The organism is Alteromonas sp. V450 (genome assembly GCF_001885075.1).
Taxonomy (GTDB): domain Bacteria; phylum Pseudomonadota; class Gammaproteobacteria; order Enterobacterales; family Alteromonadaceae; genus Alteromonas.
On sequence record NZ_MODU01000004.1, the window covers coordinates 3,381,136 to 3,397,969 of the forward strand.

At 44.2% G+C, this 16,834-nt stretch carries 16 protein-coding genes and 2 rRNA genes; 12 read left to right on the top strand and 6 right to left on the bottom strand.

Annotation, left to right across the window (positions count from 1 at the left end; translation table 11 throughout):
* Positions 1 to 9 precede the first annotated feature (9 nt).
* The 3 genes from rsmB to def are packed head-to-tail and all read right to left on the bottom strand — an operon-like array spanning position 10 to position 2,797.
* Positions 10 to 1,326 (bottom strand): 16S rRNA (cytosine(967)-C(5))-methyltransferase RsmB, encoded by a 1,317-nt coding sequence (gene rsmB / locus BK026_RS14850; protein ID WP_071816544.1) that lies wholly within the window; start codon positions 1,324 to 1,326, stop codon positions 10 to 12.
* Positions 1,323 to 2,279, bottom strand: a complete 957-nt coding sequence (gene fmt, locus BK026_RS14855; protein WP_071816545.1) for a methionyl-tRNA formyltransferase — start codon at positions 2,277 to 2,279, stop codon at positions 1,323 to 1,325. Before fmt ends, rsmB begins: the two co-directional genes overlap by 4 nt.
* Before the next feature lie 8 nt (positions 2,280 to 2,287).
* Entirely contained in the window at positions 2,288 to 2,797 is a 510-nt protein-coding gene (gene def, locus BK026_RS14860) for a peptide deformylase (protein WP_071816546.1), read from the bottom strand.
* A gap of 205 nt (positions 2,798 to 3,002) precedes the next feature.
* Here def and BK026_RS14865 point away from each other — a divergent pair, with 205 nt between their 5' ends.
* From BK026_RS14865 to BK026_RS14895, 7 genes are all read left to right on the top strand, one after another.
* Entirely contained in the window at positions 3,003 to 4,085 is a 1,083-nt protein-coding gene (locus BK026_RS14865) for a LysM peptidoglycan-binding domain-containing protein (protein ID WP_256253834.1), read from the top strand.
* Positions 4,086 to 4,123: 38 nt separating this feature from the next.
* On the top strand, positions 4,124 to 5,254 hold the full coding sequence (gene dprA, locus BK026_RS14870) for a DNA-processing protein DprA (RefSeq protein WP_083575097.1): 1,131 nt from the start codon (positions 4,124 to 4,126) through the stop codon (positions 5,252 to 5,254).
* Between the two features lies 1 nt (position 5,255).
* The gene (locus BK026_RS14875) at positions 5,256 to 5,732 is read left to right on the top strand and encodes a DUF494 family protein (RefSeq protein ID WP_071816548.1); all 477 of its coding nucleotides are present in this window, start codon (positions 5,256 to 5,258) and stop codon (positions 5,730 to 5,732) included.
* A gap of 95 nt (positions 5,733 to 5,827) precedes the next feature.
* The gene (locus BK026_RS14880) at positions 5,828 to 6,370 is read left to right on the top strand and encodes a type I DNA topoisomerase (RefSeq protein WP_071816549.1); all 543 of its coding nucleotides are present in this window, start codon (positions 5,828 to 5,830) and stop codon (positions 6,368 to 6,370) included.
* A 19-nt stretch (positions 6,371 to 6,389) separates the two neighbouring features.
* Positions 6,390 to 6,995: an L-threonylcarbamoyladenylate synthase gene (locus BK026_RS14885; protein WP_071816550.1), complete on the top strand. Its 606-nt coding sequence runs from the start codon at positions 6,390 to 6,392 to the stop codon at positions 6,993 to 6,995.
* Positions 6,992 to 7,924: an oxygen-dependent coproporphyrinogen oxidase gene (hemF, locus tag BK026_RS14890; RefSeq protein ID WP_071816551.1), complete on the top strand. Its 933-nt coding sequence runs from the start codon at positions 6,992 to 6,994 to the stop codon at positions 7,922 to 7,924. Before BK026_RS14885 ends, hemF begins: the two co-directional genes overlap by 4 nt.
* 213 nt (positions 7,925 to 8,137) lie before the next feature.
* On the top strand, positions 8,138 to 8,818 hold the full coding sequence (locus BK026_RS14895) for an OmpW family protein (protein ID WP_071816552.1): 681 nt from the start codon (positions 8,138 to 8,140) through the stop codon (positions 8,816 to 8,818).
* A gap of 112 nt (positions 8,819 to 8,930) precedes the next feature.
* Here the strand turns inward: BK026_RS14895 and BK026_RS14900 are convergent, their stop codons facing one another.
* Positions 8,931 to 9,359 carry a group II truncated hemoglobin gene (locus tag BK026_RS14900; RefSeq protein WP_071816553.1) on the bottom strand — a complete coding sequence of 143 codons (429 nt, stop codon included), beginning with the start codon at positions 9,357 to 9,359 and terminating at the stop codon, positions 8,931 to 8,933.
* Here BK026_RS14900 and aroE point away from each other — a divergent pair.
* Positions 9,358 to 10,182: a shikimate dehydrogenase gene (aroE, locus tag BK026_RS14905; RefSeq protein WP_071816554.1), complete on the top strand. Its 825-nt coding sequence runs from the start codon at positions 9,358 to 9,360 to the stop codon at positions 10,180 to 10,182. The genes BK026_RS14900 and aroE overlap by 2 nt on opposite strands.
* Before the next feature lie 85 nt (positions 10,183 to 10,267).
* Here aroE and BK026_RS14910 read toward each other — a convergent pair whose 3' ends face one another.
* Positions 10,268 to 10,801 carry a gamma carbonic anhydrase family protein gene (locus BK026_RS14910; protein ID WP_071816555.1) on the bottom strand — a complete coding sequence of 178 codons (534 nt, stop codon included), beginning with the start codon at positions 10,799 to 10,801 and terminating at the stop codon, positions 10,268 to 10,270.
* A gap of 539 nt (positions 10,802 to 11,340) precedes the next feature.
* Between BK026_RS14910 and BK026_RS14920 the strand changes: the two genes are divergently transcribed.
* The 4 genes from BK026_RS14920 (at position 11,341) to BK026_RS14935 (ending at position 16,245) form a co-directional block, all read left to right on the top strand.
* Positions 11,341 to 14,216 (top strand): 23S ribosomal RNA (locus BK026_RS14920).
* Positions 14,217 to 14,339: 123 nt separating this feature from the next.
* A 5S ribosomal RNA gene (gene rrf, locus BK026_RS14925) occupies positions 14,340 to 14,455 on the top strand.
* Positions 14,456 to 14,716: 261 nt separating this feature from the next.
* Entirely contained in the window at positions 14,717 to 15,247 is a 531-nt protein-coding gene (locus BK026_RS14930) for a hypothetical protein (RefSeq protein WP_071816557.1), read from the top strand.
* A 428-nt stretch (positions 15,248 to 15,675) separates the two neighbouring features.
* Positions 15,676 to 16,245: a PH domain-containing protein gene (locus BK026_RS14935; RefSeq protein ID WP_071816558.1), complete on the top strand. Its 570-nt coding sequence runs from the start codon at positions 15,676 to 15,678 to the stop codon at positions 16,243 to 16,245.
* Between the two features lie 56 nt (positions 16,246 to 16,301).
* Here BK026_RS14935 and BK026_RS14940 read toward each other — a convergent pair whose 3' ends face one another.
* Entirely contained in the window at positions 16,302 to 16,832 is a 531-nt protein-coding gene (locus BK026_RS14940) for an acyloxyacyl hydrolase (protein ID WP_071816559.1), read from the bottom strand.
* Between the last annotated feature and the right edge of the window lie 2 nt (positions 16,833 to 16,834).

Consider the following 16,834-nt stretch of genomic DNA (forward strand, 5'->3'; position numbering starts at 1 on the left):
CACATGCGCCTAATGAGACTTTATCAGCCTCGCATAATAGAAACCATCCATTTGTTCTTCGCCGGGGAGAATTTGGCGACCAGGTTTGTCGTTTGTTTCGGTTTTCGTTAGTGCGACTAATTTTGCATCTGCAGTATCCTGTAAAAACGACTTAATTTGTAAGCGATTTTCTTTTGGGAGAATGGAACAGGTAGCATAAAGCAAGGTTCCACCAGGCTTTAGCAAGCCCCATAATGCATCTAGTATTTGGCGTTGCAAACGCGCCAAGTTATCAATATCAGTCGATTTGCGAAGCCAGCGAATATCAGGGTGTCTGCGAATTACACCGGTGGCCGAACACGGCGCGTCGAGCAATATCTTGTCAAATAACTTGCCGTCCCACCAATCAGCGGGTGTCGCGGCGTCACCTTGTTTAATATCAACATTGTGTTTTAGCCGCGTCATGTTTTCTTTAACGCGTTCTAAACGGCTTGCATCTGCATCAAGTGCTAACAAGTAGCCAAGCGCTGGCGTTAGTTCTGCGATATGACCTGTTTTTCCTCCAGGTGCCGCACAACAATCTAAAACGCGTTCACCTTCTTTTACCTCAAGATAATGTGCAGCTAACTGAGCAGCGCCGTCTTGAACGGCGAAAAAGCCCTTTTCAAACCCCGGTAGCGCAGTAATGTCTTCACGCTTTTTCAAAATTACCGCTTCTTTGTGGGCTATACTGCGTTCATACTCGATATTTGCGTTGTCTAATAGTGAGCAGTAAGCGTCAAACGAAATTTGCGTCTGATTTACTCGCAACCAGATAGGCGCAATAGAGTTTGTCGCTTCTCTTACTGCGTCAGCGTCTAATTCGTAAGCATTTTCAATTGCTTTAAATAACCATTTGGGGAGCCCGCTTTTGATAATTTCGTTATCAATAGGTTTTTCTGCTAGCGATTCTCGCTGAAAGTTACGTAATACTGCATTGACTAAACCTTTAAGCGCTGCGCTATTAAGATAAGACGCTGCGGCTACGGTTTCACCTACAGCAGCGTGATGGCTTACTCTGGAAAATTGCAGTTGATAGAGGCCGAGTAAAATCAAATGTTCAATGATTTTTTTGTTGCCCTTTAAAGGACGGTCTAAAAGCGATCTTAACCAATGCTGCAAAAGAGGAAGTTTACGCATCACGCCAAGCGACATTTCTTGGATCCATGCATTGTCGCGCGCGTTGTGTCTGCGTTGAACCCGCTCTAAACATTCCCGAGACGATTTGCCGTGTTCCAGTATTTGAAAAATAACCCACGCGCAATCTGCACGCAGGTTTTTTTGTTTAGGTAAAGGAAAGGGTTTCACTGGTTTTCCGCTTGTGCTAAGCAGCGTCCAACTTCAAACCAAGTTTGGCGTGCATTAATTACATCGGCAGCGGGAAGCGCCTTTTTCCCAGGAATTTGAAGAGAGGTAATACAAAGAGCATCGTTGCCTGTTGCTATAGTAATGCCCTCTTTATTTGCACGTAAAATTGTGCCTGGGGAAGCTTGCTTGTCCATTTTAACAACAGACGCTGACCAAACCTTTACATTGTGTTCATCTACGTTCATCCATGCGACAGGCCAAGGATTAAACGCGCGTATATTTCGTTCTATTTGCAGAGCGTCTTCATGCCAATTAATTCTCGCTTCCTCTTTTGAAAGCTTCTTCGCATAACTTGCTTCGGCATCATCTTGTTTTTGCGGCGTGAAGCTATCAAAACGGTTTAAAACGTCCACTAGCGCAACGGGACCAAGTTGTGCCAGCTTTTCGTAGAGGGTGGCACTGGTGTCCGACGCTTCTATCGGCAACGTGGCAATATGAAGCATATCACCGGTGTCTAACCCTTCATCCATTTGCATGATGGTGACACCTGTATTTGTGTCACCCGCCCAAATTGCACGCTGTATAGGTGCTGCACCACGCCATTTAGGTAAAATTGAGCCGTGAACATTGATGCATCCAAGCTTAGGGGCATTCAGCACTGCTGCTGGTAAAAGAAGTCCGTAGGCGACGACAACCATAATATCGGCATCAAGATCAGTAATGACCTTCTGTGCTTCGTCGCTTTTGAGCGAACTAGGTTGGAAAACAGGGATGTTGTGTTGTAAAGCCAGCTGCTTTACCGGGCTGGCCGTTAGCTTCTTGCCTCTTCCTGCTGGTCTATCAGGTTGAGTATATGCAGCAATAATGTCGTGCTCACTGTCTAGCAGAGCCGAAAGGTGTTTCGCAGCAAAATCCGGTGTACCGGCAAAGATAATTTTCAATGGCGTTGTCACGGGTTTCCTTAAGCTTTAGCTGCTAAGCGCGCTTCTTTTTCAAGCTTTTTGCGAATGCGCTGACGTTTTAGTGGAGAAAGATAGTCGATAAAGAGCTTTCCTTTTAAGTGGTCAAGCTCGTGTTGAATACAAATCGCCAACAAGCCCTCAGCCTCCAACTCGAAAGCTTCTCCATGCTCATTAAGTGCTTCAACCGTTATAGACTCTGCCCGTTCAACTTTCGCATAGTTACCTGGGACAGAAAGGCATCCTTCTTCACTGATAGTAACGCCATCTTTGCGAACAATTTTAGGATTAATGAAAACGCGCGGCTCGTTTTGTTCTTCTGAAACGTCCATAACAACAACTTGTACATGGCGATTCACTTGCGTTGCCGCAAGGCCGATTCCGTTTTCGTCTTTCATTGTTTCAAACATATCTGAAACAAGTTGTTTAATTTCGTCGTTAACCTCTTCCACGGGTTTTGCTACCGTGCGAAGACGTTCATCTGGAAAACTTAATACGTCTAAAATTGCCATGACTCGCTTACTTCACCTTTTCACTGTATAAATTGATATACGAACAACTATGCAGCACACTTTACAAATTCATTTGAATAAATATTCTAACTCATATCGAGGCTTTCGTGCAGTTTTTTGCTAAAGCCTTTAATATTTTGCACTGGTACTGATATAGTGCTTCTGTCTGGAAAAACAACAATAATCAGCAGGGAATGTACTGAGGGTGGTAAATTTGAAAACGCGACTAAATAAAACTCGTCAAGTTATGGTGATGGCATTGGGCATGCTGTTAGCGCTGCCGGCGATTGCTCTTCAACTCAAGGAAGAAGCGCCCCAAACTTATACTGTTAAAAAGGGTGATACACTTTGGGAAATTTCAAATGTCTTTTTAAGTGAGCCTTGGCTTTGGCCTGAGTTGTGGCGAACGAACACCCAAATAGAAAATCCCCATCTCATTTATCCAGGTGATGTAATAACACTCACGATAGTTGACGGTAAGCCCGTTCTCTCTGTAAATCGTGATAAGCCAAGATTAACGCTGTCTCCTACCACGGGTAAGCGGGTAAAAGCGCAACCTATAGAGGTTTTAGAGTGGGAAACGATTTCGCCTTTCATAAAGCAACACACAATTGTTGATGAAAATGCCTTTGAACTGCTGCCGAGGCTTCTAGGGAATAAGGATGGAAACGTTCTTTTCACTGCGAATGATTTTGTTTTAGGCCAAAAGCAATCCAGTGCTGAAGATCAGTATAGAATAGTACGAAAACACGATATTGTGACAGACCTCAAGGGTAATGTTCTAGGTGTTTTGGCTTATCACGTTTCTACTGCTCAAGTCATCGAAGAGGATAGTGCTAATGACTCGGTACTTCTGTTTATTGGCGACGCGAATATGGAAGCAAGGCGCGGTGACAAGCTATTAAATGGAGGGTTTGAAGAACCTGAAAGCGTTGAACTTCAGCCTGCGAAAGAGATACGGGGAGCGGTAGTGAATGACCTGCACGACCATGATCTGCTAGGTAAGTACGACGTCGTTATCTTAGATTTAGGCCATTCAGATGTAAAACCAGGAACAGTAATGGGTATTTATGAGCAAGGCCCCGCTATCTTAAATGATGAGCGCCCTCGTTATGCGAATGAGCCCGGTGCGAAAACCGGTGGCGACTGGTTTGCAAATACCGTGAATCAACCTGCCTTGAAAATTGGTGAGTTAGTAGTGTTTAAGACTTTTAATGCGGCGAGCTATGGCTTAATTACAAAGGCTAACAAGGGTGTAAAGCGTGGCAACATCGTTGCGAACCCTTAAATTATAATTTCACATTGCCGCTTTACAAAGGAGCGGCAATGATTTCGCCTTATATCGATACAGAATCACTCTCATCTAGCAACTTAACGCAAAATGATCTCGCATGGTTAAGCTTTGCTTCTGCGTTTAATGTTCCAAGTAAGGCATGGTTAAACGCATTAACAACCTTAAATGTACCGCTTATTGAGCTAGTCTCTGAATTAAAACAGCTGCCCAAAGGAGACGAGTTAGTATCACGTATTTCGTATACGAGGGTTAACGACGCGCTTCAATGGCGCGATGTAACTCAACAACGACATATCATAACTTTCGATTCTCCCCTTTATCCCGATGCGCTTAAGCAATTGAGCAACCCACCATTAGTACTCTTTGTGAAGGGCGATCCAACCTTTTTGAATCGACCACAAATCGCGATAGTGGGAAGTCGGCGAGCAACACATTACGGTACTGCGTTAGCAGAGGAGTTTGCTCGCTGTTTGTCGGCAAAGGGGCTAACAATCACCAGTGGTTTAGCTACAGGGATTGATAGCGCGGCACATAAAGGGGGGATTGTTGGACAAGGAAAGACTGTAGCGGTGACAGGGACTGGGCCTGACGTTTGTTATCCAGCAAGAAATAAGGCGTTAGCGAATGATATTGTGTACAAGAAGGGGGCTATTGTAACTGAATTTTTTCCTTCAGTAGGCCCCAAAGCATGGCACTTCCCTCGAAGGAACCGAATAATTGCCGCACTGTCTTTGGGCACTTTAGTGGTCGAGGCAAAAATAAAAAGCGGAACCTTGATAACTGCTAATTTGGCCGCAGATCTAGGGAAAGAGGTATTTGCGGTTCCGGGGAATGTATCCCACGCCTATTCGGAAGGATGCCATTGGCTAATCCAACAGGGTGCTAAGTTAGTAACAAACATTAACGATATTCTTGATGAAATCACATTCGAACCGCTTGGGCGAGATGAGAATACGTTTATAGACAATCAAAAAAGTGAAGTGAATAACTTGGCAACCGATAAATTATTAGCTAGTGTGGATTATGACATCACCGCTATTGATGTTATAGCCCAGCGCAATGCCATTACTGTTCAAAAAGCGATGGCGTTATTACTAGAATACGAGTTGCGTGGTTTTGTAGCCGCTGTCCCTGGTGGTTACGTCAAATTGAGGGGAAAATAATATGTTCGATATCCTCATGTATCTGTTCGAAAACTTCATTCACAGTGAAACGGAGATTCGTGTTGACCAAGATGAGTTAACCGAAGAGTTAGTGCGTGCTGGTTTCCATCACGATGAAATATACAAAGCGCTAGCATGGTTAGAAAAGCTTGCAGCGCTGCAAGAAACGGATATAAAGCCTTATTTTTGCAAGGGTATTAGTACGAGCCTCAGTCGTATTTACACGCATGAAGAGCAAATGCGCCTTGATGTGGAGTGCCGAGGCTTTCTAATGTTTCTTGAACAAGTTAGCGTGCTTGATGCCTCCACCCGTGAAATGGTGATAGACCGTGTCATGGAAATTGATTCGAACGAGTTTTGTTTGGAGGATTTAAAGTGGGTGGTATTGATGGTGCTTTTCAATGTTCCCGGCAAAGAAAAGGCTTATGCGCAAATGGAAGACCTCTTGTTTGAAGAGCCCGACGGTGTTCTACATTAATGGTTGTGAATATTTGCAATGAAGCTAAACATGATTAAGACGTTTCACATGCACGCACTACTGGTTGTGTTTTCTTGTGAATCCGCCGGGTTGTGATGTCAAAAATCGACCATTCGCTTTTTTCGGCACAAGAGCATGCATTAGATGATAAATTTGGCAACTGCCCCGAATGTGGCAAGACATTGCGCGTTCGAGGCAGTAAATCTGGGCCCTTCATAGGTTGTTCAGGCTATCCCGAATGTGAATTCAGCAAACCTCTCCACGATAATCAAACGACCCTGTTAAAGACACTATCGGGTGTAGCTTGCCCAAAGTGCAGTGCTGATTTGGCCATTAAAAAAGGCCGTTATGGTATGTTTGTAGGGTGTACCAATTTTCCACAGTGTCATCATATTGAACCCATCAAGCAGCAGGAAGATACTGCTGTTGACTGTCCACAATGTAAAAAAGGGCATTTGTTATCCCGCACAAACAAGTATGGAAAGCAATTTTTTTCGTGTAACCATTATCCCAAATGCCGTTATGTGCTAAATTTCAAACCAGTTAACAAGCCTTGTCCGCAGTGCGGTTGGGGTGTTTTGATTAACAAAAAAGGGCTGCTGCAATGCCCTCAGCCAGCCTGCGGTTACAAAGAATAGCAATTCTAGAGATTTAAACATGTCTGATAATGTGAGTAGCGGTGTTAATACATTCAACCCTACGAGTGCAGGTACGCCTGACACTGATCCGGTTGTTGAAGCATTCCATAATGGAGAATTACTGGTATACCCAACTGAGGCTGTAATGGGGATTGGTTGTGATCCAGACAATGAAATTGCAGTGAATGCACTTCTACGCGTAAAACAAAGGCCTGTTGAAAAAGGCGTAATTCTTATTGCTGCTAATTACAGTCAATTGCTGCCCTATGTAAATGATAATGCGGTGAGACCTGATAGACGGACCGATATATTTTCAAGTTGGCCTGGTCCCAATACTTGGCTACTTCCAAAGTCGTCATCCGCACCTCAATGGATCACAGGTGAGCATAAAAAAATTGCGGTTAGGGTAACGAACCACCCAGTGGTGGTGGCGCTTTGCAATAAACTTGGCAAACCAATAGTGTCTACTAGTGCTAATCTCTCAGGGCAACCTCCGGCTACGACAATAGCGCAAGCAAAAGCGGTGTTTGGCAATTCGGTAGTCTACGTAGATGGAGAAGTTGGCGGCGCGGATAAGCCAAGCACAATAAGAGATGGAGATACTGCTGAGGTGATTCGAGCATGATGTCAACACAACTGTTAGAAGGTAAAAACGCTCAAGAAGTGATTGAAATCGTTAAGCAATACCTTTTAAACCTGCAAGATTCAATTTGTCAGACATTAGAACTCGCCGATGGAAAAGGTCAGTTTGCTGAAGATAGTTGGCAGCGCGAGGAAGGTGGCGGCGGACGCTCGAGAGTATTAAAAAATGGCGCGGTAATAGAACAGGGCGGTGTTAATTTTTCCCATGTATTCGGCAGTCAAATGCCCGCTTCAGCAACGGCTAATAGACCGGAACTGGCTGGTCGTAATTTTCAGGCGATGGGCGTATCCTTGGTTATTCACCCACACAATCCTTATATCCCTACTTCTCATGCAAACGTACGCTTTTTCATCGCTGAGAAGGAAGGAGAGGCGCCTATCTGGTGGTTTGGGGGAGGATTTGATTTAACGCCTTTCTACCCTTTCAAAGATGATGTAAAGCATTGGCATGATACAGCTAAGAAGTTATGCGCTCCTTTTGGGGATGAGGTTTATCCCAAATATAAGAAATGGTGCGACGACTATTTCTATTTGAAACACAGGAACGAAACTCGCGGTGTCGGAGGGTTATTTTTCGACGACTTAAATGAGTGGGGTTTCGACAAATCGTTTGAATTTATGCAAGCGGTTGGTGATGGTTACATAAATGCCTATGTGCCGATCATTGAAAAGCGTAAACAAATGCCTTTTGGCCCACGCGAACGCGATTTTCAACTCTATCGTCGTGGACGTTATGTTGAATTTAACTTGGTGTTTGATCGTGGAACCTTGTTTGGACTGCAGACAGGTGGGCGTACAGAGTCTATTTTGATGTCGATGCCACCTTTAGCTCGATGGGAATATTGTTACACCCCTGCGCCAGGCAGTGCAGAAGAAAAGCTAACGGATTGGCTAAAGCCCATTGATTGGTAATAATTCATTAAGTAGGTCGTCTTTTCCTTATTTTCCATCATTATTAACGACTAGAAACGCTGTGTGGCAACTTCACGCGGCGTTTTTTGATCTACATCAAGTTCGAATAGTATCTTCGTTTCAGTGAGTTATGAAGCTTGCGCTGGATCAATGTTTCTCTTAACCAAGAGCGTAAAGTAGCGCCATCTTAGTTAAATACAAAAGAGACACATCATGCGCAAACACTTCTTATCTGCATCTGCACTTTGTCTTACACTTGCTGCACTTTCTCCTTTAGCTAGCGCTCATCAACAGGGCGATTGGATTGTCCGCGGCGGTCTTACTACAGTTGCCCCCGATGAATCTACTTCCAATATCGTCGCTGGTGGCACAGACCTTGGTGTTGCCCTGAATATTGGTAACGATACTCAGCTAGGTTTAAACGTTGCGTACTTTGTTACTGATAATATTAATGTCGAATTGCTTGCTGCTACGCCCTTCAAGCACGACGTTACCTTTTCCGTAGCCGACCCTCTCAATACGGGGAACAAGCTTGGCGAGGTCACGCATCTTCCACCAACGCTAACCGTGAACTATTACTTTAACGACACAAGTTCTGCATTTCAGCCATACGTTGGCGCTGGTATTAATTACACTTTTATCTTTGATGAGGAATTTACAAGCGCTAATGAAACTGCTGGCTTAAGCGATTTGTCACTGGATAACTCATTTGGCTTATCAGCTCAACTTGGTATGGACTATCAAATAGATACCAAGTGGCACATAAATGCATCTATTCGGTTTATCGATATAGATACTGAAGCTAAATTTAATGTAGGTGATGCTACCGGTAAGGTTGACGACATTGAAATAGACCCTTGGGTATACACGCTATCAGTCGGCTACACATTCTAATTTTTTGCAAAGCAGTTTGCCGTAACTATTGCACTACTTGATGCGCCGAAAAGAGCGTAGACAGTAACAGGGGAGTTGCGCGTAGTAAGGTCACTCTTTACCACGCGCTTTTTTATTTTGAGTTGACCATATGTTCGGCAAGTTGGTCGAGCGCTTCTAATAATTGTTGTGCTAACGCAGTATCGTCAACCGTTTTAAACATTGCCTTGCGCATGCAGTACATCCATTGCGCTTTCAATTCGGGGGTTACGCTGAAAGGAAGATGACGTGCGCGTAAGCGTGGATGTCCAAATTTTTTTTGATAATCGTCAGGTCCGCCAAGCCAAAGGCTTAAATAAAGAAAGAACACGTAACGAATTCGTTGTAAAGGCAACGGATGAATTGCGAGTAGTTCCTTTGCTAGCGGATCAGTTTCCATAATGTCGTAAAACGTATTGGAAAGCGCTCTTACTTTCTCTTCTCCACCTATACGGTAATATGGTGTACTCTTTTTAGCATCATTGCTTTTCTGTTTTGTTTTAAATAAGTCTCGTATTCCCATGAAAAAATTCGCTGTATTTGGAAATCCTATAGCTCAGAGTTTATCACCAACTATCCATCAAATGTTTGCACATCAGGTAGGAGAAGAGATTTCTTATGAAAAAATCTTGGCGCATGAAGATGGTTTTGTCGAGGCCGCTTCTACATTTCTAGCTCAAGATACTGCAATAGGGTGCAATGTTACTATGCCGTTCAAATTAGACGCCTATAACTTTGCTCAGGTTGAAGACGCTGCTGCGAATGATGCGAAGGCCGTAAATACGCTAATGAAGACAGCGGATGGAAAGGTTAATGGTTTTAATACCGACGGTATTGGCTTAGTGAATGATTTACTTAATAACGGTGTAGCACTAAAAGACAAACACGTTTTACTGTTAGGTGCTGGTGGTGCGGCACGAGGTGTTGTTTCGCCGTTATTTGAGGCCGGTATCGCGAAACTGACTATTGCCAATAGAACGCTAAGCCGTGCAGAGCAGGTGGCCAGGGAAAGTCAGTACGATGAAATAGCGGTAATGACGCTTGAGGGCGTAGCGTCGATAACACCACACGTAATCATTAATTCTACTGCAGCCAGTTTAAACGGCGAACTTCCATGCAATATGAATGCGACGTCCTTGAGTGAGTGTGAAGCGGTGTATGACATGGTCTATAAAAACTCACCAACACCTTTTATGCAAGAAGCAACAAAATTTGGGGTAGCCCAAAGTCTAGATGGGCTAGGTATGTTAGTTGAACAAGCCGCAGCAGCATTTACCATTTGGACAGGCAAAAAACCAAATACTGCCAAGGTAGTAGAAAAAGTAAGGGAACTGGTAAAGCGCTAGTGGCACGGCGCTGTGTCGGGATAAGGCCCAGCAGCGCCACTTATTAAACACGCTTATAGACAAATGGTGTTTTAAATGCAGAGGATTAGGCGTCTTCTAAATATTCGTCTTTTAAGTTCACGTAGTTAACCGCCGACTGTTTCAGAAAGGCTAGTTCACTGTCTTTTAGAGGGCGCTTCTTTTGCATTGGATTGCCCACATAGAGGTATCCACTCTCAAGGCGCTTGTTGGGAGGGACTAATGTACCAGCACCGATGAACACATCATCTTCTACGACAACGCCGTCCATAATAATAGCACCCATACCTACTAGTATTCGACTGCCAAGCTTACAACCGTGTAGCATGCACTTATGACCTACCGTAACGTCTTCACCAATAATTAATGGAAAGCCTTCGGGGTTTTGTGCTGATTTGCGAGTAACGTGCAGCACGCTGCCGTCTTGTACATTACTGCGGGCACCTATTCTGATTTTGTTTACATCGCCCCTTGCCGCGACAAGTGGCCAAATGCTTGCGTCATCGCCTAATACTACGTCACCTGCAATGACAGCTGACGGGTCGACATAGCAGTTTTCACCAAGAGATGGGGTTATAGATTTATAGGTACGTAGGGTCAAAGTATTATTCCTTTTATATTGATACTTCAATAGTTCTACTATTTTAGGTATCGAATAATGAATGAGTAATAGTAATGACAATTACTTTATCACGCTAATTACGTTATTTAAGAATACGAGTGTACTTAATCTCTATATGTTTATTACAAGCTAAGGAGAGCATGATTAGGTGATAACAAATTGCGTAGATCATTAGAAGGCCCATAGTGAAGCGACAAAATAGTGTGTTTGATGAGCGAAGTGGGGCTTTATTGAGCAAACAAACGCAATATGACACTTTTTTTAAAATAAGTGTTGACGTGAGCGCTCATTTCCCTATTATTGAACAATACTTATGTTCTTTAACAATTTGGAAAGCTGATATTAATAGTAATCAATCAAAATTGAGTAACTGAGAAATCGAAAGATGACTTTTTACTCTACTTGACTGAATTGCTTGTTATCAATCGATGATTTGATAGCAAGGCAATTCTTCCGATTAGCTTGTCATTCATGCGACATAACTCAGGCAGAAGTCAAAAGGCTGTTTGGGGTTGTATGGTTAAGTGACGAAGCGTATACGGTGGATGCCTTGGCAGTTAGAGGCGATGAAGGACGTGTAAGTCTGCGAAAAGCTGTGGTGAGCCGACAAAATGCATTTGAGCCACAGATGTCCGAATGGGGAAACCCACCTATTTATAGGTATCGTTGCATGAATACATAGTGTAACGAGGCAAACGAGGGGAACTGAAACATCTAAGTACCCTTAGGAAAAGAAATCAACCGAGATTCCCCTAGTAGCGGCGAGCGAACGGGGAGCAGCCCTTAAGCTGTTTAGAATTTAGTGGAATCCTTTGGGAAGAGGAGCGATACAGGGTGATAGCCCCGTACACGACGGATTCTTTACAGTGAAATCGAGTAGGTCGGGACACGTGTTATCTTGACTGAATATGGGGGGACCATCCTCCAAGGCTAAATACTCCTAACTGACCGATAGTGAACCAGTACCGTGAGGGAAAGGCGAAAAGAACCCCTGTGAGGGGAGTGAAATAGAACCTGAAACCGTATACGTACAAGCAGTGGGAGCCCTTCGGGGTGACTGCGTACCTTTTGTATAATGGGTCAGCGACTTATATTTAGTAGCAAGGTTAAGTGAATAACGGAGCCGTAGCGAAAGCGAGTGTTAACTGCGCGTTTAGTTGCTAGGTATAGACCCGAAACCCGGTGATCTAGCCATGGGCAGGTTGAAGGTTGAGTAACATCAACTGGAGGACCGAACCCACTAACGTTGAAAAGTTAGGGGATGACCTGTGGCTGGGGGTGAAAGGCCAATCAAACCGGGAGATAGCTGGTTCTCCCCGAAATCTATTTAGGTAGAGCCTCGGACGAATTCCATTGGGGGTAGAGCACTGTTAAGGCTAGGGGGTCATCCCGACTTACCAACCCTTTGCAAACTCCGAATACCAATGAGAACTATCCGGGAGACACACGGCGGGTGCTAACGTCCGTCGTGGAGAGGGAAACAACCCAGACCGCCAGCTAAGGTCCCAAAATATTGCTAAGTGGGAAACGATGTGGGAAGGCATAGACAGCTAGGAGGTTGGCTTAGAAGCAGCCACCCTTTAAAGAAAGCGTAATAGCTCACTAGTCGAGTCGGCCTGCGCGGAAGATGTAACGGGGCTAAGCAATATACCGAAGCTGCGGCAGCATGTTTACATGCTGGGTAGGGGAGCGTTGTGTAAGTGGATGAAGGTGAGTTGTAAAGCTTGCTGGACATATCACAAGTGCGAATGCTGACATGAGTAACGATAATGGGAGTGAAAAACTCCCACGCCGGAAGACCAAGGTTTCCTGTCCCATGCTAATCAGGGCAGGGTAAGTCGGCCCCTAAGGCGAGGCAGAAATGCGTAGTCGATGGGAAACGGGTTAATATTCCCGTACTTATATAATCAGTGATGGAGGGACGGAGAAGGCTAGGCAAGCTTGGCGTTGGTTGTCCAAGTGAAAGTGCGTAGGCTGAGAACTTAGGTAAATCCGGGTTTTCAAGGCCGAGACACGAGACGAGCTCCCAAGGGAGTGAAGTTGTTGATGCCCTGCTTCCAGGAAAAGCTTCTAAACTTATGATTATATGAACCGTACCCCAAACCGACACAGGTGGTCAGGTAGAGAATACTAAGGCGCTTGAGAGAACTCGGGTGAAGGAACTCGGCAAAATTGTACCGTAACTTCGGGAGAAGGTACGCCTCTGTTTGTGAACACTTCGCGTGGTAAGCAAGTGGAGGCCGCAGTGACCAGGTGGCTGGGACTGTTTATTAAAAACACAGCACTCTGCAAACTCGTAAGAGGACGTATAGGGTGTGACACCTGCCCGGTGCCGGAAGGTTAATTGATGGGGTTAGTTTTCGGACGAAGCTCTTGATCGAAGCCCCGGTAAACGGCGGCCGTAACTATAACGGTCCTAAGGTAGCGAAATTCCTTGTCGGGTAAGTTCCGACCTGCACGAATGGTGTAACCATGGCCACGCTGTCTCCACCCGAGACTCAGTGAAATTGAAATCGCAGTGAAGATGCTGTGTACCCGCACCTAGACGGAAAGACCCCGTGAACCTTTACTACAGCTTGGCACTGAACATTGAACCTACATGTGTAGGATAGGTGGGAGGCTTTGAAGCACAGTCGCTAGATTGTGTGGAGCCGTCCTTGAAATACCACCCTTGTATGTTTGATGTTCTAACATTGGTCCCTAATCGGGATTGTGGACAGTGTCTGGTGGGTAGTTTGACTGGGGCGGTCTCCTCCCAAATAGTAACGGAGGAGCACGAAGGTTAGCTAATCACGGTCGGACATCGTGAGGTTAGTGCAATGGCATAAGCTAGCTTAACTGCGAGACAGACACGTCGAGCAGGTACGAAAGTAGGTCATAGTGATCCGGTGGTTCTGTATGGAAGGGCCATCGCTCAACGGATAAAAGGTACTCCGGGGATAACAGGCTGATACCGCCCAAGAGTTCATATCGACGGCGGTGTTTGGCACCTCGATGTCGGCTCATCACATCCTGGGGCTGAAGTCGGTCCCAAGGGTATGGCTGTTCGCCATTTAAAGTGGTACGCGAGCTGGGTTTAGAACGTCGTGAGACAGTTCGGTCCCTATCTGGTGTGGGCGTTGGATGATTGATGGGAGCTGCTCCTAGTACGAGAGGACCGGAGTGGACGAACCGCTGGTGTTCGGGTTGTCATGCCAATGGCATTGCCCGGTAGCTATGTTCGGAACGGATAACCGCTGAAAGCATCTAAGCGGGAAGCCGGCCCAAAGATGAGTCATCCCTGAACTTTAAGTTCTGGAAGGGTTGTTATAGACGATGACGTTGATAGGCAGGGTGTGGAAGCGTTGTAAGGCGTTAAGCTAACCTGTACTAATTGCCCGAGAGGCTTAACCATACAACGCCCAAGAAGCTTTGGACTTCTGAGTGTTGTAGACAAGCTAAAGTAAGCAAGTAAGAGTAAAAAGTAGTTACTCACGATTGAATTGATATCCAGTTTTCTAGATTGTTACCAGTTTTTCCTGGCAGCCATAGCGATACGGTACCACCTGACTCCATTCCGAACTCAGAAGTGAAACGTATTAGCGCCGATGGTAGTGTGGGGCTTCCCCATGTGAGAGTAGGACACTGCCAGGTCCTATTAAGAAGAACCCGCCTAACGGCGGGTTTTTTGCTTTCTGCAGCAGAAAAAGCTCGGGTTATCGTCTTTGTTTGCCCAAGATTTCAGAACCGTCCCAACGTACTTATATTGCCTAGCGTCGGTAAATCAAAAAATGTAGTCCTTCCCTTTAATTTGAAAAAAACACAGCATGGCTTTTGGCTAAGTTTTATAGAAAAAGCGACAGTTTGAAAAATAATCGGTATGGTATTAAAACACTAACAAGTTAGGAAGTTTGTATGCCAGCATTACCTTTCAATAATAATCCCGCTTATTTTCGGGGTAATTTTCAACTGGATCCTGCGATCGCTTTACTAAAGCAGCATGCAGAACTTGTATGTTTCTTTTTAATTGCTTTCTTCTTTATTGGTAATGCACTTATTGAAAATAGTGAAAAAAAACGTGTCTTGGCTAACCCTCAAAAAAACGACTTTTTCTATATCGACTATAGAGCTATTGACCCTTCATCGGATCCTCGATTTCGCTATGTACCGCTGAAATTACTGAACGTTGATAATGATACACTGACTTTTAAAGTAGGAAACATTGCTCACACAACTCCTGTTTCGCCGAGTCAACACGCGAAATTTGATAAAGCGCTATTACTGCGAAACTACTATCGTGTTAATAACCTTGTGCTTAATAAGGAAAAGCTAAATGAGTTGGTTGCTTCTGGTGCTATTTACGATGCTAGACGGCCTCGAAATATTTATATTAACGGTTGGATGGTTTTACACCTTAATGAGTTAGTACCCGATCACAGTGAATGATAACTTCGTGTTTGTAAGCAAAAAACTGAAGCAGCACTTTGCTTACGAGTGAGACAATATCAACCATGAAATGTCTATTGCTTTTGCTGTAAATACAACACGCATCCCATAGAGTACTCAGACGTCATGACACTAAGAGTGTTATTAGTCCTTCTTTGCGACTGTAGTGATAAGATCCTCTCTCATGGGGTTATCAGCTCATCGCTTGGCGACCATCGCGTGGCGACCAAAAAGCCTTCAGAGCTTAGAAGTGAAACGTTTTAGCGCGTTTAGAGCTTCGTTATTTACCAGCTGTTAAAGGGTTGTCACGTTGTATCAAAGCTGCAAGCGATGTAAGTTAAAGCCTATACTTGACCATGTTCTGAACATCGAGTAGTAATGAATATATAGACCAACACGTTGGTTTGCACCAATGGCTAAGGATCACCATGTCAGATAATATACTATTGCAAGCTACTTTTAATCCATCTGTTAAACTTTACTGGCTTGTATCGCTGTTATTATTCTCTGCGTTAACGTTTATTGGTATACCTCTTCTTATTATCACATTGCCCCTGTTTTTTATAATAAGTAATAAAGTTTTGGCAGCTATGGAAGCAGTAGTGACAGAACGTAAATTAGTGGTAAAGCGGGGGGTTTTTAACCGTGAAGAAAAATCTATACCTCTTGAAAAGATAACTGATGTAGCACTTGTTCAAGGCCCTTTAATGCGAGTTTTTGGTCTTTATAGGTTAAGTTTTGAAACTGCTGGCCAGTCATCAGCCGGTGCGCTTGTTTCGTTGCTTGGTATAAACGATGCGGAAAGTTTTAGAGAGACCATACTTGCTCAAAAAGATCGTCTTTTATTGGGCAATGCAGAAAGTGGCAAACTGAAAAGAGGTACGGTTGAAGATAATAGTAACGATTTTACTGCGCTTGTTGATAGCGTAAGGAGAATTGAGGTTTTACTCGATAAACTGGTCAATGCGAGCGAGGCTTCTTCTTCGAACAAGCGTTAATACATGAAGTGGTAATAGTTCGTGCGCCGGTGTCATTAACCGGCGCGCATAAATAATTAAAAGTGATACGCGTAAGAGAGATTTAAAAAGTCCAAACCGGGATTATCGTTGTTAAATCCACCGTTTGAAAAATGCATGTAGCGTAGTGCGACATGTTGTTTTTTGTCTAACTCGACAAACACGCCGATCCTATCTTCGAACTGATAATTTGAGCCTATATCTTTCCCGGCAACCTTTTGGTCACCTATATAACTTGCGCCTATACCGGCTTCAATATACACCGGATATTTGTCGTAAAGCGTTGAAATTTGCTTCATAAAAACGGGTGTTATAGATGCTGCATAGCTCGTACTATGCGTATCATCTTCACCATATTCCCATACTACAGCACTTACTTCCCAATATAGCCTGATATCGCCAAACCACTCAGTTGCTAACGTTTGCTCCAGAGGGCGGTACGCAAAACGCATTCCATCTATATCATCAAACCCATACATATAGTCGACACTTACTGTTTGCTTAGCGAAAACAGTTGTTGCACTCAATAAAACAACCATTGACAAAAAAAATTTATATACCTTTTTCATAA